Origin of the sequence: Pseudomonas sp. IT-P395 (assembly GCF_949767675.1) — a bacterium.
Lineage (GTDB): Bacteria > Pseudomonadota > Gammaproteobacteria > Pseudomonadales > Pseudomonadaceae > Aquipseudomonas.
Genome location: NZ_CATKPW010000022.1, coordinates 571,034 through 594,564, shown reverse-complemented (window position 1 = coordinate 594,564; position 23,531 = coordinate 571,034). Strand labels below are relative to the sequence as shown.

General features: G+C 60.1%; 24 protein-coding genes. 16 read left to right on the top strand and 8 right to left on the bottom strand.

The annotated features are described in order from the left end of the window. Nucleotides 1-101: 101 nt before the first annotated feature. From ftsX to ftsY, 3 genes are read right to left on the bottom strand one after another with little or no spacing between them, the layout of a single operon-like run. On the bottom strand, nucleotides 102-1,127 hold the full coding sequence (gene ftsX, locus ACM6IN_RS17995) for a permease-like cell division protein FtsX (protein WP_077574909.1): 1,026 nt from the start codon (nucleotides 1,125-1,127) through the stop codon (nucleotides 102-104). After that, nucleotides 1,124-1,795 (bottom strand): cell division ATP-binding protein FtsE, encoded by a 672-nt coding sequence (ftsE, locus tag ACM6IN_RS17990; RefSeq protein ID WP_003229148.1) that lies wholly within the window; start codon nucleotides 1,793-1,795, stop codon nucleotides 1,124-1,126. The genes ftsX and ftsE overlap by 4 nt, the downstream gene beginning before the upstream one ends. Then, nucleotides 1,792-3,333 (bottom strand): signal recognition particle-docking protein FtsY, encoded by a 1,542-nt coding sequence (gene ftsY / locus ACM6IN_RS17985; RefSeq protein WP_414916459.1) that lies wholly within the window; start codon nucleotides 3,331-3,333, stop codon nucleotides 1,792-1,794. Before ftsY ends, ftsE begins: the two co-directional genes overlap by 4 nt. Between ftsY and ACM6IN_RS17980 the strand changes: the two genes are divergently transcribed. The 6 genes from ACM6IN_RS17980 (at nucleotide 3,332) to ACM6IN_RS17955 (ending at nucleotide 9,014) form a co-directional block, all read left to right on the top strand. Continuing rightward, nucleotides 3,332-3,526, top strand: coding sequence for a hypothetical protein (locus tag ACM6IN_RS17980; protein WP_025112092.1), 195 nt, complete (start codon nucleotides 3,332-3,334; stop codon nucleotides 3,524-3,526). The two genes, ftsY and ACM6IN_RS17980, sit on opposite strands and share 2 nt — an antisense overlap. Before the next feature lie 152 nt (nucleotides 3,527-3,678). Beyond that, nucleotides 3,679-5,034: a M16 family metallopeptidase gene (locus ACM6IN_RS17975; RefSeq protein WP_414916458.1), complete on the top strand. Its 1,356-nt coding sequence runs from the start codon at nucleotides 3,679-3,681 to the stop codon at nucleotides 5,032-5,034. Beyond that, nucleotides 5,027-6,514, top strand: coding sequence for a M16 family metallopeptidase (locus ACM6IN_RS17970; protein ID WP_414916457.1), 1,488 nt, complete (start codon nucleotides 5,027-5,029; stop codon nucleotides 6,512-6,514). Before ACM6IN_RS17975 ends, ACM6IN_RS17970 begins: the two co-directional genes overlap by 8 nt. Next, on the top strand, nucleotides 6,514-7,128 hold the full coding sequence (rsmD, locus tag ACM6IN_RS17965; RefSeq protein ID WP_414916456.1) for a 16S rRNA (guanine(966)-N(2))-methyltransferase RsmD: 615 nt from the start codon (nucleotides 6,514-6,516) through the stop codon (nucleotides 7,126-7,128). The genes ACM6IN_RS17970 and rsmD overlap by 1 nt, the downstream gene beginning before the upstream one ends. Before the next feature lie 63 nt (nucleotides 7,129-7,191). Continuing rightward, nucleotides 7,192-8,187 carry a hydrolase gene (locus tag ACM6IN_RS17960; RefSeq protein ID WP_007913606.1) on the top strand — a complete coding sequence of 332 codons (996 nt, stop codon included), beginning with the start codon at nucleotides 7,192-7,194 and terminating at the stop codon, nucleotides 8,185-8,187. Next, entirely contained in the window at nucleotides 8,184-9,014 is an 831-nt protein-coding gene (locus tag ACM6IN_RS17955; protein WP_414893054.1) for an AraC family ligand binding domain-containing protein, read from the top strand. Before ACM6IN_RS17960 ends, ACM6IN_RS17955 begins: the two co-directional genes overlap by 4 nt. 78 nt (nucleotides 9,015-9,092) lie before the next feature. Here the strand turns inward: ACM6IN_RS17955 and ACM6IN_RS17950 are convergent, their stop codons facing one another. Then, a complete protein-coding gene (locus tag ACM6IN_RS17950; RefSeq protein WP_095112802.1) occupies nucleotides 9,093-9,947 on the bottom strand; it encodes a sulfurtransferase in 855 nt (284 codons plus the stop codon). 32 nt (nucleotides 9,948-9,979) lie between these two features. Beyond that, nucleotides 9,980-10,651, bottom strand: coding sequence for a TetR/AcrR family transcriptional regulator (locus ACM6IN_RS17945; protein ID WP_007913599.1), 672 nt, complete (start codon nucleotides 10,649-10,651; stop codon nucleotides 9,980-9,982). A 146-nt stretch (nucleotides 10,652-10,797) separates the two neighbouring features. On the opposite strand from ACM6IN_RS17945, the gene ACM6IN_RS17940 reads away from it, so the two are divergent. From ACM6IN_RS17940 to ACM6IN_RS17920, 5 genes are all read left to right on the top strand, one after another. After that, nucleotides 10,798-12,228, top strand: a complete 1,431-nt coding sequence (locus tag ACM6IN_RS17940) for a coniferyl aldehyde dehydrogenase (protein ID WP_095112803.1) — start codon at nucleotides 10,798-10,800, stop codon at nucleotides 12,226-12,228. A gap of 29 nt (nucleotides 12,229-12,257) precedes the next feature. Continuing rightward, the gene (locus tag ACM6IN_RS17935; protein ID WP_414916455.1) at nucleotides 12,258-12,803 is read left to right on the top strand and encodes a twin-arginine translocation pathway signal protein; all 546 of its coding nucleotides are present in this window, start codon (nucleotides 12,258-12,260) and stop codon (nucleotides 12,801-12,803) included. Nucleotides 12,804-12,922: 119 nt separating this feature from the next. Next, complete coding sequence (locus tag ACM6IN_RS17930; protein ID WP_414916454.1) at nucleotides 12,923-14,518, top strand: GMC family oxidoreductase N-terminal domain-containing protein; 1,596 nt, start codon at nucleotides 12,923-12,925, stop codon at nucleotides 14,516-14,518. Between the two features lie 115 nt (nucleotides 14,519-14,633). After that, entirely contained in the window at nucleotides 14,634-15,113 is a 480-nt protein-coding gene (gene coaD / locus ACM6IN_RS17925) for a pantetheine-phosphate adenylyltransferase (protein WP_003229157.1), read from the top strand. A 141-nt stretch (nucleotides 15,114-15,254) separates the two neighbouring features. Further along, nucleotides 15,255-15,506 carry a YfhL family 4Fe-4S dicluster ferredoxin gene (locus ACM6IN_RS17920; RefSeq protein WP_252884975.1) on the top strand — a complete coding sequence of 84 codons (252 nt, stop codon included), beginning with the start codon at nucleotides 15,255-15,257 and terminating at the stop codon, nucleotides 15,504-15,506. A 125-nt stretch (nucleotides 15,507-15,631) separates the two neighbouring features. Here ACM6IN_RS17920 and ACM6IN_RS17915 read toward each other — a convergent pair whose 3' ends face one another. From ACM6IN_RS17915 to ACM6IN_RS17905, 3 genes are all read right to left on the bottom strand, one after another. Beyond that, nucleotides 15,632-15,955 (bottom strand): hypothetical protein, encoded by a 324-nt coding sequence (locus ACM6IN_RS17915; RefSeq protein WP_007913584.1) that lies wholly within the window; start codon nucleotides 15,953-15,955, stop codon nucleotides 15,632-15,634. A 69-nt stretch (nucleotides 15,956-16,024) separates the two neighbouring features. Next, nucleotides 16,025-16,837, bottom strand: coding sequence for a bifunctional DNA-formamidopyrimidine glycosylase/DNA-(apurinic or apyrimidinic site) lyase (gene mutM, locus ACM6IN_RS17910; RefSeq protein ID WP_007913582.1), 813 nt, complete (start codon nucleotides 16,835-16,837; stop codon nucleotides 16,025-16,027). 12 nt (nucleotides 16,838-16,849) lie between these two features. After that, complete coding sequence (locus tag ACM6IN_RS17905) at nucleotides 16,850-17,662, bottom strand: HDOD domain-containing protein (protein WP_162131202.1); 813 nt, start codon at nucleotides 17,660-17,662, stop codon at nucleotides 16,850-16,852. A 228-nt stretch (nucleotides 17,663-17,890) separates the two neighbouring features. Between ACM6IN_RS17905 and ACM6IN_RS17900 the strand changes: the two genes are divergently transcribed. From ACM6IN_RS17900 to ACM6IN_RS17880, 5 genes are all read left to right on the top strand, one after another. Further along, nucleotides 17,891-18,430, top strand: coding sequence for a type 1 glutamine amidotransferase domain-containing protein (locus ACM6IN_RS17900; protein WP_007913579.1), 540 nt, complete (start codon nucleotides 17,891-17,893; stop codon nucleotides 18,428-18,430). A 188-nt stretch (nucleotides 18,431-18,618) separates the two neighbouring features. After that, nucleotides 18,619-19,815, top strand: a complete 1,197-nt coding sequence (locus ACM6IN_RS17895) for a class I SAM-dependent rRNA methyltransferase (RefSeq protein WP_414916453.1) — start codon at nucleotides 18,619-18,621, stop codon at nucleotides 19,813-19,815. Between the two features lie 439 nt (nucleotides 19,816-20,254). Then, nucleotides 20,255-21,328 carry a SagB family peptide dehydrogenase gene (locus tag ACM6IN_RS17890; protein ID WP_007913575.1) on the top strand — a complete coding sequence of 358 codons (1,074 nt, stop codon included), beginning with the start codon at nucleotides 20,255-20,257 and terminating at the stop codon, nucleotides 21,326-21,328. Further along, nucleotides 21,325-22,302 (top strand): diiron oxygenase, encoded by a 978-nt coding sequence (locus ACM6IN_RS17885; protein WP_007913571.1) that lies wholly within the window; start codon nucleotides 21,325-21,327, stop codon nucleotides 22,300-22,302. Before ACM6IN_RS17890 ends, ACM6IN_RS17885 begins: the two co-directional genes overlap by 4 nt. Further along, on the top strand, nucleotides 22,295-23,527 hold the full coding sequence (locus tag ACM6IN_RS17880; RefSeq protein WP_414916452.1) for a multidrug effflux MFS transporter: 1,233 nt from the start codon (nucleotides 22,295-22,297) through the stop codon (nucleotides 23,525-23,527). The genes ACM6IN_RS17885 and ACM6IN_RS17880 overlap by 8 nt, the downstream gene beginning before the upstream one ends. Nucleotides 23,528-23,531 lie beyond the last annotated feature (4 nt).

Genomic DNA, 23,531 nt, shown 5'->3' with positions numbered 1-23,531 from the left:
CACTTACATACTCGTGCCTCTCGGCACTGCGAAAAATTGACCGGGAATTCAAGTACAAGTTCCCAAAAAAACCGCGAGGCCAATCACGCGCAAAAAAGATTCTACTTCGGCGCCAACTCCCTGAGATGACGTGCGACTGCAATCCATGCACCGATATAACCCAACAGCACCGCGCCAAGCAAGAGCGACAGACCGTCGGCAACTGGCACTCCGGCCAGCGCGAAATCACTGCCGTACAAGCCGGCCAACCCAACCACCGCATCGTTCAGCCAGTTCAGGCCAAACGCCAATACGCCCCAGGACAGTAGCCCCGCACCGAAGCCATACAACGCGCCCATATAAAGGAAAGGGCGACGCACATAACTGTCAGTGCCGCCGACGAGTTTAATCACTTCTATCTCGGTGCGGCGGTTTTCAATATGAAGACGAATGGTATTGCCTATCACCAAAAGTAATGCAGAAACCAGCAGCACTGTCAGACCGAAGACAAAACGATCGCCAAGCTTGAGGATGGCGGCCAGACGCTCGACCCAGACTAGATCAAGTTGCGCCTGTTGTACCTTGGGCAGCTCGGAAAGTTTTTGTCTTAATGCTTCCAGGGTTGGCTTGTCGACTTCATTCGGAGTGACCAGTACCACGCCCGGCAACGGGTTCTCCGGCAGCTCGCGCAGGGCTTCACCCAGTCCGGACTGTTGCTGGAACTCTTCCAGCGCCTGATCACGGCCGACATATTCAGCATCAGCTACGCCGGGCATGCCTTTGATCTGTTCGCGCAGCGACTCGCCCTGTTCCGGGCTGGCGTCGAGTTGCAGATACAGCGAAATCTGCGCCGCTCGCTGCCACGAACCGCCAAGACGCTCGACGTTGTTAAGCAACAGCGAAAGCCCCATCGGCAGGCTCAGCGCCACGGCCATCACCATGCAGGTGAAGAAACTGCCAATCGGCTGCTTGCCGAGGCGACGCAGGCTGTCGAGCAGGCTGGCACGATGGCTTTCGACCCACGCACGGAACAACGTGGCGAAGTCCGGACCGTCGTCTTCGTCGTGCTTTTTCTTTTTCGGCGGCTGCGGATCGGCGGCTTTCGGGGCCACGCGCTCGGAAACCTTCGGACTGCGTGTTGCACTCATACCCCGGCCTCCCCGTCGCCGATCAATCGGCCACGTTGCAGGGTCAACATGCGGTGACGCATGCGCGCGATCAGCGCCAGGTCGTGACTGGCGATCAGCACGCTGGTGCCCAGACGGTTGATGTCTTCGAACACGCCCATGATTTCCGCCGCCAGACGCGGGTCGAGGTTACCGGTCGGTTCGTCCGCCAGCAGCAAGGCCGGGCGGTGCACGATGGCGCGGGCAATGCCGACGCGCTGTTGCTGACCGGTGGACAGGTCGCCCGGGTACAGATCGGTTTTATCCGACAGCGCCACGCGTTCCAGCGCCGAATCGACACGCTTGGCGATTTCGGCCTTGGACAAGCCAAGAATCTGCAGCGGCAAGGCGACGTTGTTGAACACCGTGCGATCGAACAGCAACTGGTGATTCTGGAATACCACACCGATCTGCCGGCGCAGGAACGGAATCTGCGCGTTGCTGATGGTGCTCAGGTCTTGGCCGGCCAGCAGCAGTTTGCCACTGGTCGGACGTTCCATCGCCAGCAACAGGCGCAACAACGTGGATTTACCGGCACCGGAGTGGCCGGTGACAAACAAGAACTCGCCACGACGGACTCGAAAGCTCAGCTCATGCAAGCCGACGTGACCGTTCGGGTAGCGTTTACCGACCTGTTCGAAACGAATCATGAACGCTCCCGCTCGGCAAACAGTGCCTGGACAAAGGGTTCGGCTTCAAAGGTACGCAAATCGTCGATGCCTTCACCGACGCCGATGTAGCGGATCGGCAGGCCAAACTGCTTGGCGAGGGCGAAGATCACCCCGCCCTTGGCGGTACCGTCGAGCTTGGTCAGCGCCAGGCCGGTCAGTTCGACGGTCTGGTTGAATTGCTTGGCCTGATTGATGGCGTTCTGGCCAGTACCGGCGTCGAGCACCAGCAGCACTTCGTGCGGCGCGTCAGCGTCGAGCTTGCCAATCACACGGCGAACCTTCTTCAGCTCTTCCATCAGGTTGTCTTTGGTGTGCAGACGACCGGCGGTGTCAGCGATCAAAACGTCGATGCCGCGGGCCTTGGCAGCCTGCACGGCGTCGAAGATCACCGAAGCCGAGTCGGCGCCGGTGTGCTGGGCGATCACCGGAATCTTGTTGCGCTCGCCCCAGACCTGCAATTGTTCCACAGCGGCGGCGCGGAAGGTGTCACCGGCGGCAAGCATGACTTTCTTGCCTTCCAGTTGCAGCTTCTTCGCCAGTTTGCCGATGGTGGTGGTTTTGCCGGCGCCGTTGACGCCGACTACCAGAATCACGAAAGGCTTGTTCTGCGAGGCGATTTTCAGCGGTTGTTCGACCGGTTTGAGCATCGCGGCCAGTTCGGCCTGCAGGGATTTGTACAGCGCGTCGGCGTCGGCCAGCTCTTTGCGCGCGACCTTCTGTGTCAGGCGCTGGATAATCTGCGTGGTGGCTTCGACACCCACGTCGGCGGTGAGCAGACGGGTTTCGAGGTCATCGAGCAGATCGTCATCGATGGTTTTGCGGCCGAGGAACAGGCTGGCCATGCCCTCGCCGATGCTGGCGCTGGTTTTCGACAAACCTTGCTTGAGGCGGGCGAAGAAACCGGCTTTGGTTTCTTCGGTGCGCGGGGCTTCGACCGGGGCCTCGGCAACCACTTCGACTGGAGTAACAGGAGCAGCGACAACCGGTGCAGGTGCAGGTGCAGGTGCAGGTGCAGGTGCAGGTGCAGGTGCAGGTGCAGGCTCGGGCTCTTGGACAACTGGCGCAACAAACACGGGCGCAACAGGCTCGACAACAACCGGCGCAGGCTCAACTACCGGCTCAACCACCGGCGCCGGAGCAACCTCTGCAACGAATGCAGCAGGCGCAGGAATGTCTGGGGTGATGTGCGGCGCTGCCTCTTCAACCAATGCCACTGGCTCTTCCGCCACTGGCAAAGTCAGCCATGGCTCAGCCGCCGGGGTCAGCGGCAATTCCGCCGCTACAGGCGCTTCAGGCTCGGGTTCTGGCTCGACCGGTTGCAGCACCGGCTCGGCAATCGGCAGAACGATCGGTGCCGGCTCTTCTTCTATAACCGGAGCAGGTTCCGGTGCAGGCTCAGGAATCGCGGGCGGCTGTTCGACGACGGGTTCCTGCGGTTTCTTACGCAGCCATCCGAACAGGCTTTTCTTCTCGCCAGCCGCAGCTGGGGTCTTCTTGTCGTCGTTGGAACCAAACATGGAGGACGGCTATCTCACGGTAGCGACGCGCCATAAGGGCGCCCCGGCAAATAAATATTCGATGCAGAACAGACTGTGTTTCATCCAGCTTGTTCACGCGCAACATTTTGTCGAGGCGCCACAGGCACCTCAAAGGTCGATTAATACGAAGGACTGGAACGGCATCGTCGGCGAAAACGCAGAGTTTAGCTGACAAACTCAAAGCTTCTTCCGGGAACCCATACAACCTATCGACCGATCAGTGGCTTGATAGGCGTGGCCGCCAGTAAAACGGATCAGTATCCTAGCACCTCCTCGCCCGCCTAGGCTAAGACCAAGCGGGCAGCCCAACAGGTTAAAAAACGAATGAATGCTCTAGCCCGCCGCGCTGCAGGCCTGCTGCTCAGCACAGTCTGCCTGCCCCTTTCGGCCCTGGCGGCCGACCCGCAACCGACCCACGAATTCACCCTCGACAACGGCCTCAAGGTCGTCGTGCGCGAAGACCATCGCGCGCCCGTGGTGGTCTCGCAGGTCTGGTACAAGGTCGGCTCCAGCTACGAAACCCCGGGCCAGACCGGTTTGTCCCACGCGCTTGAACACATGATGTTCAAGGGCAGCGAGAAAGTCGGTCCCGGCGAAGCCTCTTTGATCCTGCGCGACTTGGGCGCCGAAGAGAACGCTTTCACCAGCGACGACTTCACCGCTTATTACCAAGTGTTGGCGCGCGACCGTCTGGGCGTAGCCTTCGAACTGGAAGCGGACCGCATGGCCAATCTGCGCCTGCCGGCCGACGAGTTCGCCAAGGAAATCGAAGTCATCAAGGAAGAGCGCCGCTTGCGCACCGATGACAAGCCGATGTCCAAAGCCTACGAGCGCTACAAGGCCATGGCCTACCCGGCCAGCGGCTACCACACGCCGACCATTGGCTGGATGGCCGACCTCGACCGCATGAAGGTCGAAGAGCTGCGCCACTGGTACCAATCCTGGTACGTGCCGAACAACGCCACACTGGTGGTGGTCGGCGACGTGACCCCGGACGAAGTGAAAACCCTCGCCCAGCGCTATTTCGGCCCGATCGCCAAGCGCGACGTGCCACCGGCGAAAAAACCACTGGAACTGGCCGAGCCCGGCGAACGCCAGATCACCCTGCACGTGCAGACTCAGTTGCCTAGCTTGATGCTCGGTTTCAACGTGCCAAGCATTGCGACGGCTGATGACAAACGCTCGGTCAACGCTTTGCGCCTGATCTCGGCCCTGCTCGACGGCGGTTACAGCGGCCGCATCCCGACGCAACTGGAGCGCGGCGAAGAACTGGTCTCCGGCGGTTCGTCGAGCTACGACGCCTACACCCGTGGCGACAGCCTGTTCACCCTCTCGGCAACGCCGAACACGCAGAAGAAAAAGACCATGGCGCAAGCCGAGGCCGGTCTGTGGAAGTTGCTGGAGCAGCTGAAAACCACCGCGCCGTCCGCCGAAGAACTCGAGCGCGTACGTGCACAAGTGATCGCCGGTCTGGTGTTCGAACGTGATTCGATCACCAGCCAGGCCACCGCCATCGGTCAACTCGAGACCGTAGGCCTGTCGTGGAAACTGATGGACACCGAACTCGCCGATCTGGAAAGCGTGACCCCGCAAGACATCCAGAACGCCGCCAAGCTGTATTTCACCCGCGAACGTCTCAGCGTCGCCCACGTCCTGCCACTGGAGACGACTCATGAGTAAGCGCAAATCCCCACGCCTGCTGCTCGGCCTGATCGCCGTGGCGGTGATTGGCTCTGCCGCGTTCTACCTGTCGCCGGGCGCTGACAGCAATGCCAGCGAAGCCCTCGACAACGCCAAGTCCAGCCAGAAGCTGCAATCGCTGGCCGAACTCGACGGCAAGGCCCCGGCCAGCCGCAAACTCGACGTGCAAACCTGGAACACCGCCGCAGGCGCCAAAGTGCTGTTCGTCGAAGCCCATGAGCTACCGATGTTCGACATGCGCCTGATCTTCGCCGCCGGCAGCAGCCAGGACGGCAGCGCATCGGGTTTGGCGGTACTGACCAACGCGATGCTCAACGAAGGTGTTACCGGTAAAGACGTCGGCGCCATCGCTCAGGGCTTTGAAGGTCTGGGGGCGGATTTCGGCAACGGTGCGTTCAAGGACATGGCGTTGGCCTCGCTGCGCAGCCTGAGTGCTGCCGACAAACGCGAACCGGCCTTGAAGCTGTTCTCGGAAGTGGTCGGTAAACCGACCTTCCCGGCCGACTCCTTCGCGCGTATCAAGAACCAGATGCTCGCCGGTTTCGAATACCAGAAACAGAACCCCGGCAAACTCGCCAGCCTTGAGCTGATGAAGCGTCTTTATGGCGACCACCCGTACGCGCATTCGAGCGACGGTAACCCACAGAGCGTGCCGAAGATTACCCTTGCGCAGTTGCGTGAGTTCCACGCCAAGGCCTACGCCGCTGGCAACGTGGTCATCGCGCTGGTCGGTGATCTGTCGCGCGCGGAGGCCGAGGTGATTGCCAACCAGGTCTCCTCGGCCCTGCCCAAAGGCCCGGCGCTGGCGAAAATCGCTCAGCCGCAGGAACCGAAAGCCAGCGTCAACCACATCGAGTTCCCGTCGAAGCAAACCAACCTGATGCTCGCGCAACTGGGCATCGACCGTGACGATCCGGATTACGCTGCGCTGTCGATGGGCAACCAGATCCTCGGTGGTGGCGGTTTCGGCACGCGCCTGATGAGCGAAGTGCGTGAGAAACGCGGCCTGACCTACGGCGTGTACTCGGCATTCAGTCCGATGCAGGCACGTGGCCCGTTCATGATCAACCTGCAGACCCGCGCAGAAATGAGCGAAGGCACCCTGAAACTGGTGCAGGACGTGCTCGCCGACTATCTGAAAACCGGGCCGACGCAGAAAGAGCTCGATGACGCCAAACGCGAACTGGCCGGCAGCTTCCCGCTGTCCACCGCGAGCAATGCCGATATCGTCGGCCAACTTGGCGCGATGGGCTTCTATAATCTGCCGCTGAGCTATCTGGACGATTTCATGCGTCAGTCGCAAAGCCTGACCGTGGAACAAGTCCGCGACGCCCTGAACAAACACCTGAGCACGGACAAAATGGTCATCGTCACCGCTGGCCCGACCGTGCCGCAAAAGCCGTTACCGGCCCCATCTGATAAACCTGCCGAGCAACCGCTCGGGGTTCCGGAGCATTAATGGCAACTCGTTCCCCTAAAAAGCCTGCGCACAACGTCCACAACGGTGTGAACCAGTTGCGCATCATTGGCGGCCAATGGCGCAGCCGCAAGCTGAGCTTCCCCGATGCGCCGGGCCTGCGCCCGACGCCGGACCGCGTGCGTGAAACCCTGTTCAACTGGCTCGCGCCGTATGTTGAAGGGGCCAAGGTACTCGATCCGTTCGCCGGCAGCGGCGCGCTGTTTCTCGAAGCGCTGTCCCGTGGCGCGGCCATGGGCCAGGCACTGGATGCCAGCAACATTGCGGTGTCCAGCCTGAAAGAACACCTCGGTACCCTGCGCTGCGCCAACGGCCAGGTGCAGACTGCCGACGCCCTGCGTTATCTGGAAACCCAGACCGCCAGCGCGTACGACCTGGTGTTCCTCGATCCGCCGTTCAACCAGAACCTGCTGCCTGCCGTCTGCACCTTGCTCGAAGAGCGTCAGTGGCTGGCGCCGGACTCGTGGATCTACACTGAAAGCGAAACGGCGCCATCGACGCTGGGCCTGCCGGGCAACTGGCGCCTGCACCGCGAACAGAAATCCGGCCGGGTTTACTACGCGCTGTGGCAACGTACGGCAGAGATCGCCGGTTAATCGACCGGTCTGAATAGGCGGCGCCCCTTCCAACAGGGTCGCCGCTCTGCATCGAGAATCATCGTGTCCACCTCTTCAGAACGCTTCACCCCCGCCCTCGGCCTCGGCAATCCGCACCTGCAAACCTTGTGGGGGCCGCTGTGGCGCAAAACCGTACATATCGAGCGTGAACGTGAACGCCTGTGGCTCGAGGATGGCGACTTCCTCGACCTCGACTGGCACGGCCCGCACACCGCCGATGCGCCCCTGGTGTTGGTACTGCACGGCCTGACCGGCTCCTCCAATTCGCCTTACGTCGCCGGTATCCAGAAGGCGCTGGCCGATCAAGGCTGGGCCAGCGTGGCGCTGAACTGGCGTGGCTGTTCCGGTGAACCGAATCTGCTCCCGCGCAGTTATCACTCCGGCGCCAGCGAAGACCTCGCCGAGACTATCAAGCACCTGCGCGCCAAACGACCATTGGCACCGTTGTATGCCGTCGGCTACTCCCTGGGCGGCAACGTGCTGCTCAAACATCTTGGGGAAACCGGCAGCGCCAGCGGTGTGCTCGGTGCAGTCGCAGTGTCGGTGCCGTTTCGCCTCGACCAATGCGCCGACCGCATCGGCCAGGGATTTTCCAAGGTCTATCAGGCGCACTTCATGCGCGAGATGGTCGCTTACATCAAGAACAAGCAACGGCAGTTTCAGCACGACGGTCGCGAAGACGGACTCGCCGCGCTGGCAGCCCTCGGCTCGCTGGAAAACATGCGCACGTTCTGGGATTTCGATGGCCGGGTGACCGCGCCGTTGCACGGTTTCAATGATGCCGAGGATTACTATCGCCGCGCTTCAAGCCGCTACTTCCTCGGTGAGATCCGCACGCCGACCCTGATCATTCAGGCGGCGGACGATCCGTTCGTGTTCCCGCACAGTTTGCCGCAGGCCAGTGAGCTGTCGGCGTCGACCGCTTTCGAATTGCAGGCACGCGGCGGGCATGTCGGCTTTGTCGACGGCTCGCTACGTCAGCCTGGTTATTACCTGGAACGACGCATCCCGCAGTGGCTGGCCAGCGTGCCCGCATGAGCGATCAGGGCGAGTCGATCCGCTTCTGGCAAACCGCGCCGCTGGCCGGGGTCGAGTTGTTGTCGGCGCGCTACATCGAGCATCGCTTCGCCCCGCATGTGCACGACGGATTCGTGATCGGCATGATCATGGCCGGTGCCCAGCGTTATCGCTATCGCGGCGCCGAGCATCTGGCTGGCAGCGGCACGCTGGTGTTGATCAATCCGGACGAATTGCACACCGGGCACAAAGGCACTGAGGACGGCTGGCTGTATCGGGCGTTTTATCCCGATACTTCACAGATCGTTTCGTTGCTGGATGAGCTGGAGCTGTCCACCACGAGTCTGCCGGCGTTCGGCGCCACGCTGTATCGCGATGCGGATCTGGTCAACGGCTTTGCGCAATTGCACCGCTTGCTGGAAAGCCCAGCGACCGCGCTGCAACAGCAAACGGTGTGGCGCGAGATGATGTTGCTGCTGTTGCAGCGCCATGCGGCGGTGCCGGTGCCCGGTCGAGCCGGCAAGGAACACCGCGCAGTGCTGTTGGGCAAAGAATTGCTGCACGCACAACTGGCGGCGCCACCGTCACTGGAAGAGCTCGCGGCGGCGGTCAATCTGTCGCCGTTCCATTTCGCCCGAGTGTTTCGCCGCGCTACTGGTATGCCGCCGCACACCTGGCTGATGCAGCAACGTATCGCCCAGGCCCGCGCACTTCTGCAGCACGGCTGCCTGCCGGTGGAGGTCGCCACACAATTGGGGTTTGCCGACCAGAGCCATTTGAGCCGGCAGTTCAAGCAGGCTTATGGCGTCGGGCCCGCCGCCTACCGTAGCGCCCGGATGGAAAGCTAAAAGATCGCAGCCTTCGGCAGCTCCTACAGGGAAATGCATTCCAATGCAGGAGCCGCCGAAGGCTACGATCTTTTGATCTTATTCGCCGGTGGCGATACCGCGCGAAGGCTCGTTGATCCACTCGCTCCATGATCCAGCGTACAACGACCCCAACGGATAACCCGCCAGGCACAACGCAAACAGGTTGTGACACGCCGTCACGCCGGAACCGCAATACGCCACCAGATCCGCTGGCGAGCGCTCGCCGAGCTTGGCGGCAAAACGTTGTTTGAGCTGATCCGCCGGCAGGAATCGCCCATCGTTGCCGAGGTTGTCGGTGAACGCCGCGCATTGCGCGCCGGGAATATGTCCGGCAATCGGATCAATTGGTTCGACCTCCCCCTTGAATCGCGGCAAAGCCCGAGCATCAATCAAGGTCAACGCAGGTTGGCCAAGACGCTTTTGCAATTTTTCGGCGCTGATCAGCAGGCTCATATCCGCCTGACCACTGAAACTACCGCGACTGACCGTCGGCGCATCCAGGCTCAGCGGCAGCCCCGCCGCATGCCACGCCTTGAGCCCGCCATCGAGAATGAACACGCCATCGCGCTTGCCCAGCCACGCCAGCAACCACCACGCCCGCGCCGCGTAGGCACCGGGACCGTCATCGTACAAAATCACATCGCTGTCGTTGTTGATGCCCCAGGTCTGCAGCCGCTCGATCAACGCCGCCGGCTCGGGCAACGGATGACGGCCAGTCACGCCTTTCACCACTTTACCGCTGAGGTCACGCTCAAGATCGGCGAAGCTCGCCCCGGCAATGTGCCCTTCGGCATAGCTGCGCTGGCCGTAGTCCGGGTCTTCGAGGGCAAAACGACAATCGAGAATCACCAGTCCCGGCTGCGCCCTGCGGGCATCCAGTGCTTCGGGGCTGATCAGTTGCGCAATCGGCATAACAGGCTCCTGGGGGATTTCAACAGAACGGTTTATTTCACGTCTTCGAGGGCCTGGGCCAGCGGCACGTAGAACTCCTCGAACAACGCATTGACCTCGTCTCGCGCCTGCTCGGTGACAAACCCGGCTTCCAGCACCAGCACCTGATACACGCCACGTTTAATGGCTTGTTCACTGAGGTGGTTGGAATTCTCGCGGGTGGTGCACAGGAAGCGCACCCACGACGTCAGGATGATCCAGGCATTGAGGGTCAGGGATTCGATTTGCACGCGGTCCATATCGAGAATCCCGGCGGCGACAAAACCTTCGTAGATCGCCGCGCCCTGAATCACACAGCGTTGCGAGAAGCGCCGATAGCGGGCGGCCAGTTCCGGATCGCTGTCGAGCAGATGCTCCAGATCGCGGTGCAGAAAGCGGTAGCGCCACATCGCCGAGAGCAATTCCTTGAGATAGAAACGCTTGTCCTCGACCGTCGCCGCACGCCCCTGCGGCGGACGCAGAAAGCTGTCCACGAGGCTTTCGTACTCACTGAACAACACGGCGATGATCGCCTGCTTGTTGGGGAAGTGGTAGTACAGATTGCCGGGAGAAATCTCCATGTGGGCGGCAATGTGATTGGTGCTGATGCTGCGCTCGCCCTGTTGATTGAACAGCTCAAGGCTGTTCAGCACGATACGCTCGCTGGTTTTTATTCGTGGGGCCATGGCTTGAGCTTTAATTCAGAGTGCGTTGGGGGGCATCTTACGACCTAACCGGAAATGGATAAAACAATGCTGTGCAAGGAAGTCATTTGACTTTCTAGAGCATAGACTCTAAAAAGTTCATCATTACAATAAATCCGGAGCAGACCATGACTGCCGACATTGCCTACCTGCAAACGCTGCAACAACCGCTGGCCGAGCTGGACCGGTTGTTCGAGGCGCAGCGGGCTGCGTATGCCGCGAACCCGATGCCACCCGCCGCCCAACGCCAGCAATGGCTCAAGGCGCTGAGTGATTTGCTGAGCAACGAGCGTCAGGCATTGATCGAGGCAATCAGCTCCGATTTCAGCCATCGCAGCGCCGATGAAACCCTGCTCGCCGAGCTGATGCCAAGCCTGCACGGCATTCATTACGCCAGCCGTCATCTCAAAGGCTGGATGAAAGCCTCGCGGCGCAAGGTAGGTATCGCGTTCCAGCCAGCGTCGGCAAAAGTGGTGTATCAGCCTCTGGGCGTAGTCGGCGTCATCGTGCCGTGGAATTACCCGCTGTATCTGGCCGTCGGCCCGCTGGTCGGCGCCCTGGCAGCGGGTAACCGGGTGATGCTCAAACTCAGTGAATCGACCCCGGCCACCGGCTTGTTGATGAAAGAGTTGCTGGCGAGAATTTTCCCCGAAGACCTGGTCTGCGTGGTGCTCGGTGAAGCCGACATCGGCGTGGCGTTCTCGCGCTTGCGCTTCGACCACTTGCTGTTTACCGGCGCCACCAGCATCGGCAAACACGTGATGCGCGCCGCCGCCGAAAACCTGACCCCGGTCACCCTGGAACTGGGCGGCAAGTCGCCGGCTATCGTCTCCCACGATGTGCCGCTCAAGGATGCTGCCGAGCGCATCGCCTTCGGTAAAACCCTCAACGCCGGCCAGACCTGCGTTGCCCCGGATTACGTGCTGGTGCCGGAAGACCGGGTCGGTGCTTTTGTCGAAGCCTATCGCCAGGCCGTGCAGGGTTTCTATCCGACACTCACTGACAATCCGGACTACACGGCGATCATCAACGAACGCCAATTGGCACGGCTCAACGGCTACGTCAGCGACGCCACCAGCAAGGGTGCGCTGTTGATTCCGCTGTTCGAGCAGGGCCAGGGCCGGCGCATGCCGCACAGCGTGCTGCTGAATGTCAGCGACGAGATGACGGTGATGCAGGACGAAATCTTCGGGCCGCTGCTGCCGATCGTGCCGTATCAGGATCTGGAGCAGGCATTCGCTTACATCAATCAGCGGCCACGTCCTCTGGCTCTTTACTACTTTGGCTACGACAAACGCGAACAGAACCGTGTGCTGCACGAAACCCATTCCGGCGGCGTGTGCCTGAACGACACGTTGCTGCATGTGGCTCAGGACGACATGCCGTTCGGCGGCATCGGTGCTTCCGGCATGGGCCACTACCACGGTCACGAAGGCTTTTTGACCTTCAGCAAAGCCAAAGGCGTGCTGATCAAACAGCGGTTCAACGCGGCCAGGCTGATTTATCCGCCCTACGGCAAATCGATTCAGAAACTGATCCAGAAGCTGTTCATTCGCTAAACCTTCGTCACCGCCGGGTAATAAAAATAATGCACCCAAGCCTGACCGAAACACCTGCACTGTCACGCCGTGGCCTGCTGAAATTCAGCCTCGGCGCTACGGCGTTCCTCGCCACCGCCGGACTCGGCGCCAGCCTTAGCGGCTGCTCGTCGAGCGTCGCGGCCAACGGTTTTGTCTCGCTGCGCGACGGCGACCTGCTGTTTCTTCGTGCGCTGATTCCGGTGATGCTCGACGGCGCCTTGGCGGCCGAGAAAATGCCGGTCGCTGTTGAAGGCACGCTCAAGTCGCTGGACTACAGCCTCGATCACCTGTCGCCGGAAATGCTCAAACTCATCCGGCAGTTGTTCGACGTGCTCGGCATGACGGTGACGCGCGGGCCACTCACCGGGATCTGGGGCAGTTGGGAAAACGCCAGTGCCGAGGCGATGCGGCATTTCCTTGATCGCTGGGAAAACAGCTCGTTGAGTCTGTTACGCATGGGGCATAGCTCGTTGCAGCAGATGGTGATGATGGCCTGGTATACCCGCGCAGAATCGTGGGCGCATTGCGGCTATCCAGGGCCGCCTTCGGTCTGAGACCGAGTCGCACCTATCGCGAGCAGGCTCACTCCTACAGGGGGTTGCATTCCAAATGTAGGAGTGAGCCTGCTCGCGATGAGGCCCGCCAGAACAACAAAAACAAGAGAACCTGATCGATGCCCGTACCCGACCCGTTCCGCGAAGGCCTCGCCCGAGGCTGGAAAACCTACAACGGCGCACAACTGAGCGACGACCTCACCCTTGAAGCCGACGTGGCGATCATCGGCAGCGGCGCCGGTGGCGGCACCACTGCGGAAATCCTCAGCGCTGCCGGCTACAAAGTCCTGCTGATCGAAGAAGGCCCGCTGAAAACCAGTTCAGATTTCAAAATGCTCGAAGACCAGGCCTACAGCAGCCTCTATCAGGAGGGCATCGGCCGCATGAGCAAGGACGGCGCGATCACCATCCTCCAGGGTCGCGCGGTTGGCGGTACGACGCTGATCAACTGGACCTCGAGCTTTCGCACGCCGGAGCCGACCCTCGAACACTGGGCCAAAGAACACAACGTCAAAGGCCATAGCCCCACCGAGATGGCGCCGTGGTTCGAGAAAATGGAACAGCGCCTCGGCGTAGCGCCGTGGATGGTCCCGCCCAATGCCAACAACGACGTGATCCGCAAAGGCTGTGAGCAACTCGGCTACAGCTGGCACGTGATCCCGCGCAATGTGCGCGGCTGCTGGAACCTTGGTTACTGCGGCATGGGCTGCCCGACCAACGCCAAGCAATCAATGATGGTCACGACCATTCCGGCGACGCTGGAAAAGGGCGGCGAGCTGCTTTATCTGGCCCGAGCGGAGAAACTGCTGATCAGCGGCGACAAGGTCACCGGCCTGCAATGCGTGGCGATGGATGAGCGCTGCGTCGAGCAGACCGGGCGTAGTATCACGGTCAAGGCGCGGCATTACGTATTGGCTGGCGGCGGTATCAACAGCCCGGCGCTGTTGCTGCGTTCGGATGCCCCGGATCCGCATAAAAACCTCGGGAAACGCACCTTCCTGCACCCGGTGAACATGTCCGCCGCGCGTTTCGACGAAGTCATCAACCCGTTCTACGGGGCGCCGCAGTCGATCTATTCCGACCATTTCCAATGGAAGGACGGCACCACCGGGCCGATGGCTTTCAAACTTGAAGTACCACCGTTGCATCCGGCACTGGCGGCCACCCTGCTCGGCGGCTTTGGCGAGGAGAGTGCGCAACACATGGCGGACCTGCCGCACACCCACGCCATGCTGGCGTTGCTGCGCGACGGTTTTCACCCGGACAGCACGGGTGGCGCAGTCGAATTACGGGGCGATGGTTCGCCGGTGCTCGACTATCAGGTTTCGCCCTACGCCTGGGACGGCCTGCGCCGGGCCTTTCATGTCATGGCCGAAATCCAGTTCGCCGGCGGTGCGAAATCGGTAATGCCGATGCACGCCGACGCCCGATACGCGAAAACCTTTGCCGAAGCGCGCACGCTGATCGATGGTTTGAGCCTTGAGCTGTACCGCACTCGGTTGGGCAGCGCTCACGTCATGGGCGGCTGCGCGATGGGCGAAGATCCGAAAAGCGCGGTCACCGACAGTCTCGGCCGGCATCATCAACTGGCTAATCTGTCGATCCATGACGGCTCACTGTTCCCCACCAGCATCGGCGCCAACCCGCAGCTGTCGGTGTATGGCCTGACCGCGCAACTGGCAACATCCCTCGCCGATCGGCTGAGAAACCCGTGAAAAAACCGATTATTGCCATCGTCTATAGTGCTTTCTTACCCAACAGGCGACTTGGCCGACCGGGACGGCTGCGATACCATCCGACTCCCCAACGGACTCCCGCCAGGACGACGCGATGAACCGAGTGTTGTACCCAGGTACCTTCGACCCTATTACCAAGGGCCATGGCGATCTGGTCGAACGCGCCTCGCGCCTGTTCGACCACGTGATCATTGCGGTTGCTGCCAGCCCGAAAAAGAACCCGCTGTTCCCGCTGGAACAACGGGTCGAACTGGCTCGCGAGGTCACCAAACACCTGCCGAACGTGGAAGTGGTCGGCTTCTCGACGCTGCTGGCGCATTTCGCCAAAGAGCAGAACGCCAATGTGTTCCTGCGTGGTTTGCGCGCGGTGTCGGACTTCGAATACGAATTCCAGCTGGCCAACATGAATCGCCAGTTGGCTCCGGATGTGGAGAGTCTGTTTCTCACCCCGTCCGAGCGTTATTCGTTCATTTCCTCGACGCTGGTGCGGGAAATTGCCGCGTTGGGTGGCGATATCAGCAAGTTCGTCCACCCCGCTGTGGCCGATGCGCTGACCCTGCGCTTCAAAAAGTAGGCGCTGCCGAAGGCTCGGGCTGCGATCCTGGCTGTTGATTACAGCCCTTGATCGCAGCAGCGTGCACTGCGCGCGCCAATGCGGCACAATTGCGCGCATTGATTTATAGCGCCCGGGCCTGCCGCCCGGGCTGGAGTTAGCATGTCCCTGATCATCACCGACGATTGCATCAACTGCGACGTCTGCGAACCCGAGTGCCCGAACGCCGCCATCTCCCAAGGCGAAGAGATCTATGTGATCGACCCGAACCTGTGCACCCAGTGCGTCGGCCACTACGACGAACCGCAATGCCAACAGGTTTGCCCGGTGGATTGCATTCCACTGGACGAAGCGCATCCGGAGACTGAAGAACAGTTGATGGAGAAATACCGCAAGATTACCGGCAAGACTTGAGTCTTCCAGTGCCTGTACAGACGCCATCGCGAGCAGGCTCACTCCTACATTGGAACGCATTTCAACTGTAGGAGTGAGCATGCTCGCGATGAGGCCGTCAGCCACACAGGAAATCCCTGATCAGCTTACTCGCGCTGCTCAAACCCCTCCCCGATACACCCCAGGCACCGCACAAAAGCGGCTTTCGCCGGATCCACCACCAACGCCTGCCCCGCATCGCCCACCCCGCCACCCAGTGCGGTAAACGGCAACGACACGACAAACGCCCCCGCACCAATCACCGTCGCCACCACCAATAAAGGTCGGGCAATCAGCAAATCGCCGATCATCGCGTAGGCCGGTGGATTCTGGATGGTGTAACGCGGATCGCCACTGCCATTTTCCGCGGCTTGAACAGCCAGACTGGAACACAGCAGCAGCGTAACAAAGAGGACTTGCAAGGATTTCATGGCACGATCCTTCGGGCTTAACAGTGAGACAACTCACTATAGACCGTAGGACTTTTTCAGCCGTTTGCCTCAGCTCTGGCAGCGCGGGCAGAACACACTGGCACGCTGGCCCAGCTTCACTTCACGCAAGCCGGTGCCACAGACCTTGCAGTGTTCACCGCCACGGCCATAGACAAACAGTTCCTGTTGGAAATAGCCCGGCTGACCGTCACCGCCGATGAAATCGCGCAACGTCGTCCCGCCACGCTCAATGGCAGCGGCTAGAATGCGTTTGATCTCGATGGCCAGCTTCAGATAGCGCCCCCGGGAAATGCCCCCGGCTTCACGACGCGGATCAATCCCGGCAGCGAACAGCGCTTCGGTCGCATAAATATTGCCGACCCCGACCACCACCGCGTTGTCCATGATGAACGGTTTGACCGCCATCGAACGCCCGCGCGACAGCTGAAACAAACGCTCGCCATCGAACAGATCGGTCAGTGGCTCCGGGCCGAGACGAATCAGCAATTCATGATTGAGCGGATCATTGCTCCACAACATCGCGCCGAACCGTCGCGGATCGGTGTAGCGCAGCGCCAGCCCCGACTCCAGTTCAATATCGACGTGTTCATGCTTGAGCGCCGGCAAACCGACTTCGACCAGACGCAAATTGCCCGACATGCCCAAGTGGCTGATCAGCGTACCAACCTCGGCATTGATCAACAGGTACTTGGCCCGTCGTTCGACCAGCACGATTCGCTGCCCCGACAGACGCACATCGAGGTCTTCGGGGATCGGCCAGCGCAACCGCCGGTCCCGCACGATCACCCGGCTGACACGCTGGCCTTCCAGGTGCGGGGCAATCCCGCGACGAGTGGTTTCGACTTCCGGCAGTTCAGGCATAGCGTCCTCGAATCAATGCGCGCCGAGGTCGCGGATCGTTTGTTTGAGGGTTTCGAAGTCGTAATCCGACAGCCCTACGTAATCGAGTACCAACGGCCCGACGGCGTTCCATTCGAAATCTTCGGTCTGGTTGCCCAGCACGCGATACGACGCGCAGATATGCTCGGCCATTTTCAGGATCGCCAGCAGGTTTTTCAGCTGACTGTTGCGTGACGTCTCATCGCTGAAAATCGCCAGGGCGTTGTGGTGATTGGCGATGGCCGCGCTGACATGCTCCGGCAGACGCCAGGACTTGGCCGTGTAGTAACCCACCACTGCATGGTTGGTATTGAACTCGCTGTTTTCAGTGTCCACTACGCGACATTCGGCGCTGGCGTTGGCGTAAGCCTTTTCCAGAACCGTCATGTAATTGGGGAAGCGCTGCAACATCAAAGGTACGCCGCAATCGTGGAACAGGCCCAAGGCGTAAGCCTCATCGCCCGCCTGAGTGCCAATACGCTTGGCCAGCGTCAGGCACGTCATCGCCACATCCTGGGCAGTGTCCCAGAAACGGTTGAGCGTAACGATGGTGTCGTCATTCATCTCGCCCTTGATCGACTGCGCGTTGATCAGGTTGATGATCGAACGGCTGCCCAGCAGGTTCACCGCACGCTGGATCGAAGTGATCTTGTTGCTCAGGCCGTAATACGGCGAGTTGACGATTTTCAGCAGCGAACCGGACAGGCCGGGATCCTGGGAGATCAGCTTGGCGATCACCTCCAGGTCCGGGTCGGGCATGTACTGCTCCATTTGCAGATCCACCATGATCTGCGGTTGCGCCGGCACACTGATGCCTTGCAGCGATTGTTGAATCTGTTCGGTGGTCAGCTCTTGGGACATAAGTACACACTCTGGGACAGGCGGCGATTCTAACCTCTAAAAACCGCACGACGACACACCAGTGGGCAATTGTCAGGAACTTTCATTCAGGCCACGGCTTCGGAATCTGTAATGCCCAACGGATCACTCCGGTCCATTACGGCGGCAAACTCCCACAGACTCAGGAGCTTATCGATGGCCACCTCCCTCAACGGCAAACGCGTCGCCATTTTGGTAACAGACGGTTTCGAACAGGTCGAACTGACCGGTCCCAAGCAGGCATTGGAGCAAGCCGGCGCGCAAGTCGACATCCTTTCCGCCGAGGCCGGCAAGGTCAAAGGCTGGAACCACGACAAACCGGCGGACGACTTCAAGGTCGACCAGACATTCCAGAGCGCCAGCAGCGAGCAGTACGACGCAATCGTCCTGCCGGGCGGCGTGCAGAACTCCGACACCATCCGCATCGATCAGGATGCCCAGCATCTGGTCAAGACCGGCGCCTCGGCCGGCAAACCGATTGCGGTGATCTGCCATGGTGGCTGGCTGCTGATCTCGGCGGGGCTGGTCAACGGCAAGACCATGACCAGTTACAAGACGCTCAAGGATGACCTGGTGAATGCCGGGGCCAATTGGGTCGATAAAGAAGTGGTCAAGGATGGTCACCTGATCAGCAGCCGTCAGCCTGATGATATTCCGGCGTTCAACAAAGAGCTGATCGACGCACTGTCTGCGTAGAAGTCAAAACCGCCTTCGCGAGCAAGTCGAATCGTCGCACCGTCGCTCCCACACTGATCTTGTGTCCGCCACAAATCCCCTGTGGGAGCGAGCCTGCTCGCGAAAAGGCCATTAGCGTTTCATCGCACTCCAAACCCGGCACAAGTCGCAACACGCTATACTCCCGCTCTTTTTTCCGGAGCGACGTCATGTCCCTGCCTAGCTTGCGCCTCAAAGCCAACGCCGACCGTCGCCTGCGCGCCGGTCACTTGTGGGTCTACAGCAACGAAATCGATGTGGCCGCCACCCCATTGCACGGCTTCCAGGCCGGCGATCAAGCCCTCCTCGAAGCCGCCGGCGGCAAGCCGCTGGGCATCGTGGCGATGAGCCCGAACAACCTGATCTGCGCCCGCCTGCTGTCGCGCGACACCAAAGTTGCGCTGGACAAATCGCTGCTGGTGCACCGTCTGAACGTGGCCTTGTCGCTGCGCGAGCGCCTGTTCGACAAACCGTTCTACCGTCTGGTCTACGGTGATTCCGACCTGTTGCCAGGCCTGGTCGTTGACCGTTTCGGCGACATTCTTGTGGTGCAGATCGCCTCGGCGACCATGGAAGCGCATAAAGATGACGTGATCGCGGCCCTGACCCAAGTGCTCAAGCCAAGCGGTATCCTGTTCAAGAACGACTCAGCTGCCCGTGATGCTGAAGGCCTCAACCGCTACGTCGAAACCGTGTTCGGCCTGGTGCCGGAGTGGGTGGCGCTGGAAGAGAACGGCGTGAAGTTCGAAGCCCCGGTGATTCAGGGTCAGAAAACCGGCTGGTTCTACGACCACCGCATGAACCGCGCCCGCCTGGCCCCTTACGCCAAAGGCAAACGCGTCCTCGACCTCTATAGCTACATCGGTGGCTGGGGCGTGCAGGCTGCGGCGTTCGGCGCCAGCGAAGTGTTCTGCGTCGATGCCTCGGCTTTCGCCCTCGACGGTGTTGAGCGCAACGCTGCGCTGAACGGCTTCGCCGACAAGATGACCTGCATCGAAGGCGACGTCTTCGAAGCCCTGAAAGAACTGAAAGCCAGCGAAGAACGTTTCGACGTGATCGTGGCCGACCCGCCAGCGTTCATCAAACGCAAGAAAGACATGAAAAACGGCGAAGGCGCCTACCGTCGCCTGAACGAGCAAGCCATGCGCCTGCTCAACAAGGACGGCATCCTGGTCAGCGCATCGTGCTCGATGCACCTGCCGGAAGATGACCTGCAGAACATCCTGCTGACCAGCGCGCGTCACCTGGATCGCAACATCCAGTTGCTCGAGCGTGGCGGCCAGGGTCCGGATCACCCGGTGCACCCTGCCATCGCCGAAACGCGCTACATCAAGAGCATCACCTGCCGATTGCTGCCCAACAGCTGATCCATGCGGACATCGGGGAGCCAGCAGGCTCCCCGTTTTTATCTCAGGCATCACCCTTCCCTTCGCTATCTCCCTCGAGTTCCTACAATTATATTCCCGCAGACATGCAGGACATTTCCTTACATCTTTTTATTACCGAAACTTCCCCTACAAGTTTATTTCCGGCTAAAGACTGCTCCGACAAAATTACTGGAAATTTCCTACTTAATATCCTCTTGCCAATAATCCATTACAAACTATTATGAAGTCGTCACCACGAGGTGACTTCAACTATCAACGAACAAGGAGTTCACATCATGAAACGTATTTCTCTGGAAAGTAAAAAAATCGCAAACCTGGCTTTTCTGGTTGCCCCTAAAGCCCGTTAAGTGAGTCTGGACGCTGGGAAGTGCCGGCAACCCGGCGTCCTTTTGACTTTCTCCAGAGTGAATCGACAGACATGCACATCAACCCTTACTTATTTATCTTGCCGCGCTCACCCGGGCAAATCGTGTGGAACTATAAAAACCACACACAGCACGAACTTGATCTTAATTATGCCAATCGACTCGCACAACTAATCCACAACCCGGAACTTTTCGACACCCACAACTTAATAGACACACAACTATTAAGCGCAGGCATTCTAACTATTTCCCCAATAGACAGTCCGCAATGGGGTTGGGATGAGCTGTCGAAGATTTATCACATCGGCACGCAAAATATTCCCTGCGAACATACCCCACAGAATATTCACGAGTGGTCCAGACAATATCTGGCGCACTGCAACGAAGTACTGGCTAACCCACAGCCCGCGACAAACCGCCCAATGCCGGCACCCGAGCAGCGTATCGCCCTGCCTGCGCCGAGCGCGTTGAATGACGACCGTCTGGGAAATGTTCTGCTCCAGCGCAAAACCTGCCGCTCCTATACAGGTGCAGCGATAACGCTGAAGGACGTCGGCACCCTGCTCTATCTTGCCCTCGGCTATCTCCAGGAACGTGACAATGACCGCGACGACAGCATCGCCCAAGGGCTCGGCGCACGCCGGAGCAGTCCTTCCGCTGGCGGTCTGAACGCTTGCGAAGGCTTTCTGCTGGTGCAGAACGTCGATGGCCTGGAACCCGGCATCTATGCCTATCATCCGGCCGACCACACCCTGAGCCGGGTTAATCCATTGCCTGAGCCCGCGCTGGGCCAATTGCTCGGCGGTCAGCATTTCATCAACAACCTGCCGTTGGGTTTGTTTATCACCGCCCGTTTCGACCGGCTCTGGTGGAAGTACGAACACTCGCGGGCCTATCGGATGGCCTTCGTTGAAGCGGGCCACTTGTCGCAGACCTTTCAACTGGTCGCCACGGCATTGGGCCTCAACACTTGGTTGACCGGCGCGTTTGCCGACCAGCAGGTCGAAGCACTGCTCAAGCTTGAGGGCAGTGCTGAACAACCGCTGTTCTTCGTTGGTTGCGGACAAAGCGACGGGCAAGTGATGTGTCACGAAATGCGCGAGTTGTTGCGTGAGGTGCAGGCATGACCCTGTCGAATGCCGACCCGGATCAAGCGCCGGTGTCCTGGGCACTCAAATTCACCTTGGGAGACTGGGACAGCCGTGCCTCGGTACGCAGCAGTACCCATGACTACCAATTGCCCGACGATGTGCCGCTGCAACTGCAAACCCGCCATTGGTTTCCACCGGCGTTTCTACCTTATCTGGCACATCCGGCTATCCAGATGGCGGGGCGGGACGTGTTGCACCGACTGTCAGCCAACCACTTGGTGCACTTTCTCGATTACACCACCCTGCTCGAACACCGCATCGTCAACCGTGCCGTGGAAGTCATCGTGCACCGCGAACTGCCCATTCACGTGCCTGCGGTAATGAAAAACGCCGCGTTGCAGCTTTACACCGACGAGGGTTATCACGCGCTGTTTTCCAATCGTCTCGCGGAGCAGATCGCCAATTTCTATGGAATCACCGAACGGCCGGCGATTCCGAAGCGCATCACCCGCCTGAACTCGCTGATTGCTCGCACGCCGGAAAAGAACCGGGCGCTGGCATGGTTTCTGCTCGGTTTCGTCTCGGAAACCATCATTGCCCGTGAGCTGCTGGACGTATGCCGCGACAGCCTGGTGTCCAGCGTCAACGACATGCTGCGTGACCATCTGGCGGACGAAGCCCGCCACAGTCGATATTTCGCCGAAGCGTTCCATTACTTCTGGCTGTCGATGAACAGCCGCCAGCGCACGTTCGTGAGCAGGACACTGCTGGAAATCATCGGGATTTTTTTCGAGGCCGACGAACGCTGGTTGCAACAGAGTTTGCGAGGAGCCGGCATCGCTGACAGTGACGTGATGGAAATTGTCGGCGGCATGGCAACGGTGCAAGCCAACCGGGCACGTGCACGATCAGGCGCCATCGCCACGCTGGACGCACTACGAAAGGCCGGTTTTTTCGCGCTTCCCCATAACCAGAAGCTTTTCGCCAAGGCAGGACTGATCGATGGATAAAGGACAATCCGTGGCAACCACAAGACAGCGTCGCGCCGCTGTCAGTCTGTTGCTGGCCATGGTGCTGCTGGGTGTATTTCCACTGGATGTGCTGCTGCCTTCCTTTCCGGCACTGGCGACGCATTTTCACCGTTCGCCGGCAGACATCGCACTGTCCATCAGTCTGTTCGCCGTGGGGATCGCGTTTGCTCAGGTCCTGATCGGCCCCCTCTCGGACGTGATCGGACGCAAGGGCTTGTTACTCGCCGGCATGAGCGTATCGATGCTGGGTGCGCTCGGTTGCGTGATGACCTCCGATTACACGCTATTTCTCATATTCCGGGTGATGCAGGCCCTGGGATGTGGCTGTTTCGTACTGTCCCAGGCGCTGGTGCAGGATCTGTTCGAAGGTGAGGAACGCGACCGTTTGCGTATCCTGATGGTCACGGCTACCGGCATCTTCATCTCGGTGTCGCCGCTGGCCGGCACCTTTCTTCAGGCCTCACTCGGTTGGCGCGGCAGCTTCTGGGTGTTTACCGCGCTGGCCGCCACGGTGCTGATCAAGGCCTGGCTGTTTTTACCAAACAGCCGTCCGGCCTACAGCGGCACACGGCTCGGTTTCATTCAGTCCTACCGCCGCGTGCTGGGGGATTTCGAGTTTGTCGGCTACTGGCTGATTTCAGCGTTCGCTTTCGCCTGTCACTTCTCGTTCATCGTGATTTCGCCGCTGATTTTCATGGATCAATTGCAGCTCGAACCCTACGACTTTTCACTGATCCTGCTGGTTTACGGCGCGGCCTATGTCATCGGTGGCATCCTCGCCACCGTACTCAATCGACGGATCACTCCTGCTCAGCAAGTCTTCACCGGGCTAAGTCTGATACTGCTGTCGGGGCTGGCAATGCTGTACCTGGCAGCCAATCACGCGCTGGCGCCAGCCACTGTGTTGATCCCGATGTTGATCTGCACCGCAGGCACCACCATTGCCCGCCCCGCCGCCACCTCTCGGGCCATGGGCCTGTTTCCCGAGAACGCCGGGACGTCGGCCTCGGCGGGCAGTACGATCATCTTTATTTCTGGCGGCCTTATCAGCGCGTTGATCAGCCTCAGCCCAGCCAATCTGCAATCCACGCTCGGCTACAGCTTTGTGTTGCTGAGCGCGACAGCGCTGGTGCTCAACAACAGGCTCAGCCATCGCGCCAGAAACCTTGAAGCCAATACCGTGGCGCAGACCGGCGGTGATTAAACCC

Bases quoted from the DNA above. Each gene is read 5' to 3' on its own strand.
- ftsX (WP_077574909.1), bottom strand. From the start codon at position 1,127: ATGAGTGCAACACGCAGTCCGAAGGTTTCCGAGCGCGTGGCCCCGAAA.
- ftsE (WP_003229148.1), bottom strand. From the start codon at position 1,795: ATGATTCGTTTCGAACAGGTCGGTAAACGCTACCCGAACGGTCACGTC.
- ACM6IN_RS17980 (WP_025112092.1), top strand. From the start codon at position 3,332: ATGGAGGACGGCTATCTCACGGTAGCGACGCGCCATAAGGGCGCCCCG.
- ftsY (WP_414916459.1), bottom strand. From the start codon at position 3,333: ATGTTTGGTTCCAACGACGACAAGAAGACCCCAGCTGCGGCTGGCGAG.
- ACM6IN_RS17975 (WP_414916458.1), top strand. From the start codon at position 3,679: ATGAATGCTCTAGCCCGCCGCGCTGCAGGCCTGCTGCTCAGCACAGTC.
- ACM6IN_RS17970 (WP_414916457.1), top strand. From the start codon at position 5,027: ATGAGTAAGCGCAAATCCCCACGCCTGCTGCTCGGCCTGATCGCCGTG.
- rsmD (WP_414916456.1), top strand. From the start codon at position 6,514: ATGGCAACTCGTTCCCCTAAAAAGCCTGCGCACAACGTCCACAACGGT.
- ACM6IN_RS17955 (WP_414893054.1), top strand. From the start codon at position 8,184: ATGAGCGATCAGGGCGAGTCGATCCGCTTCTGGCAAACCGCGCCGCTG.
- ACM6IN_RS17950 (WP_095112802.1), bottom strand. From the start codon at position 9,947: ATGCCGATTGCGCAACTGATCAGCCCCGAAGCACTGGATGCCCGCAGG.
- ACM6IN_RS17945 (WP_007913599.1), bottom strand. From the start codon at position 10,651: ATGGCCCCACGAATAAAAACCAGCGAGCGTATCGTGCTGAACAGCCTT.
- ACM6IN_RS17940 (WP_095112803.1), top strand. From the start codon at position 10,798: ATGACTGCCGACATTGCCTACCTGCAAACGCTGCAACAACCGCTGGCC.
- ACM6IN_RS17935 (WP_414916455.1), top strand. From the start codon at position 12,258: ATGCACCCAAGCCTGACCGAAACACCTGCACTGTCACGCCGTGGCCTG.
- ACM6IN_RS17930 (WP_414916454.1), top strand. From the start codon at position 12,923: ATGCCCGTACCCGACCCGTTCCGCGAAGGCCTCGCCCGAGGCTGGAAA.
- coaD (WP_003229157.1), top strand. From the start codon at position 14,634: ATGAACCGAGTGTTGTACCCAGGTACCTTCGACCCTATTACCAAGGGC.
- ACM6IN_RS17920 (WP_252884975.1), top strand. From the start codon at position 15,255: ATGTCCCTGATCATCACCGACGATTGCATCAACTGCGACGTCTGCGAA.
- ACM6IN_RS17915 (WP_007913584.1), bottom strand. From the start codon at position 15,955: ATGAAATCCTTGCAAGTCCTCTTTGTTACGCTGCTGCTGTGTTCCAGT.
- mutM (WP_007913582.1), bottom strand. From the start codon at position 16,837: ATGCCTGAACTGCCGGAAGTCGAAACCACTCGTCGCGGGATTGCCCCG.
- ACM6IN_RS17900 (WP_007913579.1), top strand. From the start codon at position 17,891: ATGGCCACCTCCCTCAACGGCAAACGCGTCGCCATTTTGGTAACAGAC.
- ACM6IN_RS17895 (WP_414916453.1), top strand. From the start codon at position 18,619: ATGTCCCTGCCTAGCTTGCGCCTCAAAGCCAACGCCGACCGTCGCCTG.
- ACM6IN_RS17890 (WP_007913575.1), top strand. From the start codon at position 20,255: ATGCACATCAACCCTTACTTATTTATCTTGCCGCGCTCACCCGGGCAA.
- ACM6IN_RS17885 (WP_007913571.1), top strand. From the start codon at position 21,325: ATGACCCTGTCGAATGCCGACCCGGATCAAGCGCCGGTGTCCTGGGCA.
- ACM6IN_RS17880 (WP_414916452.1), top strand. From the start codon at position 22,295: ATGGATAAAGGACAATCCGTGGCAACCACAAGACAGCGTCGCGCCGCT.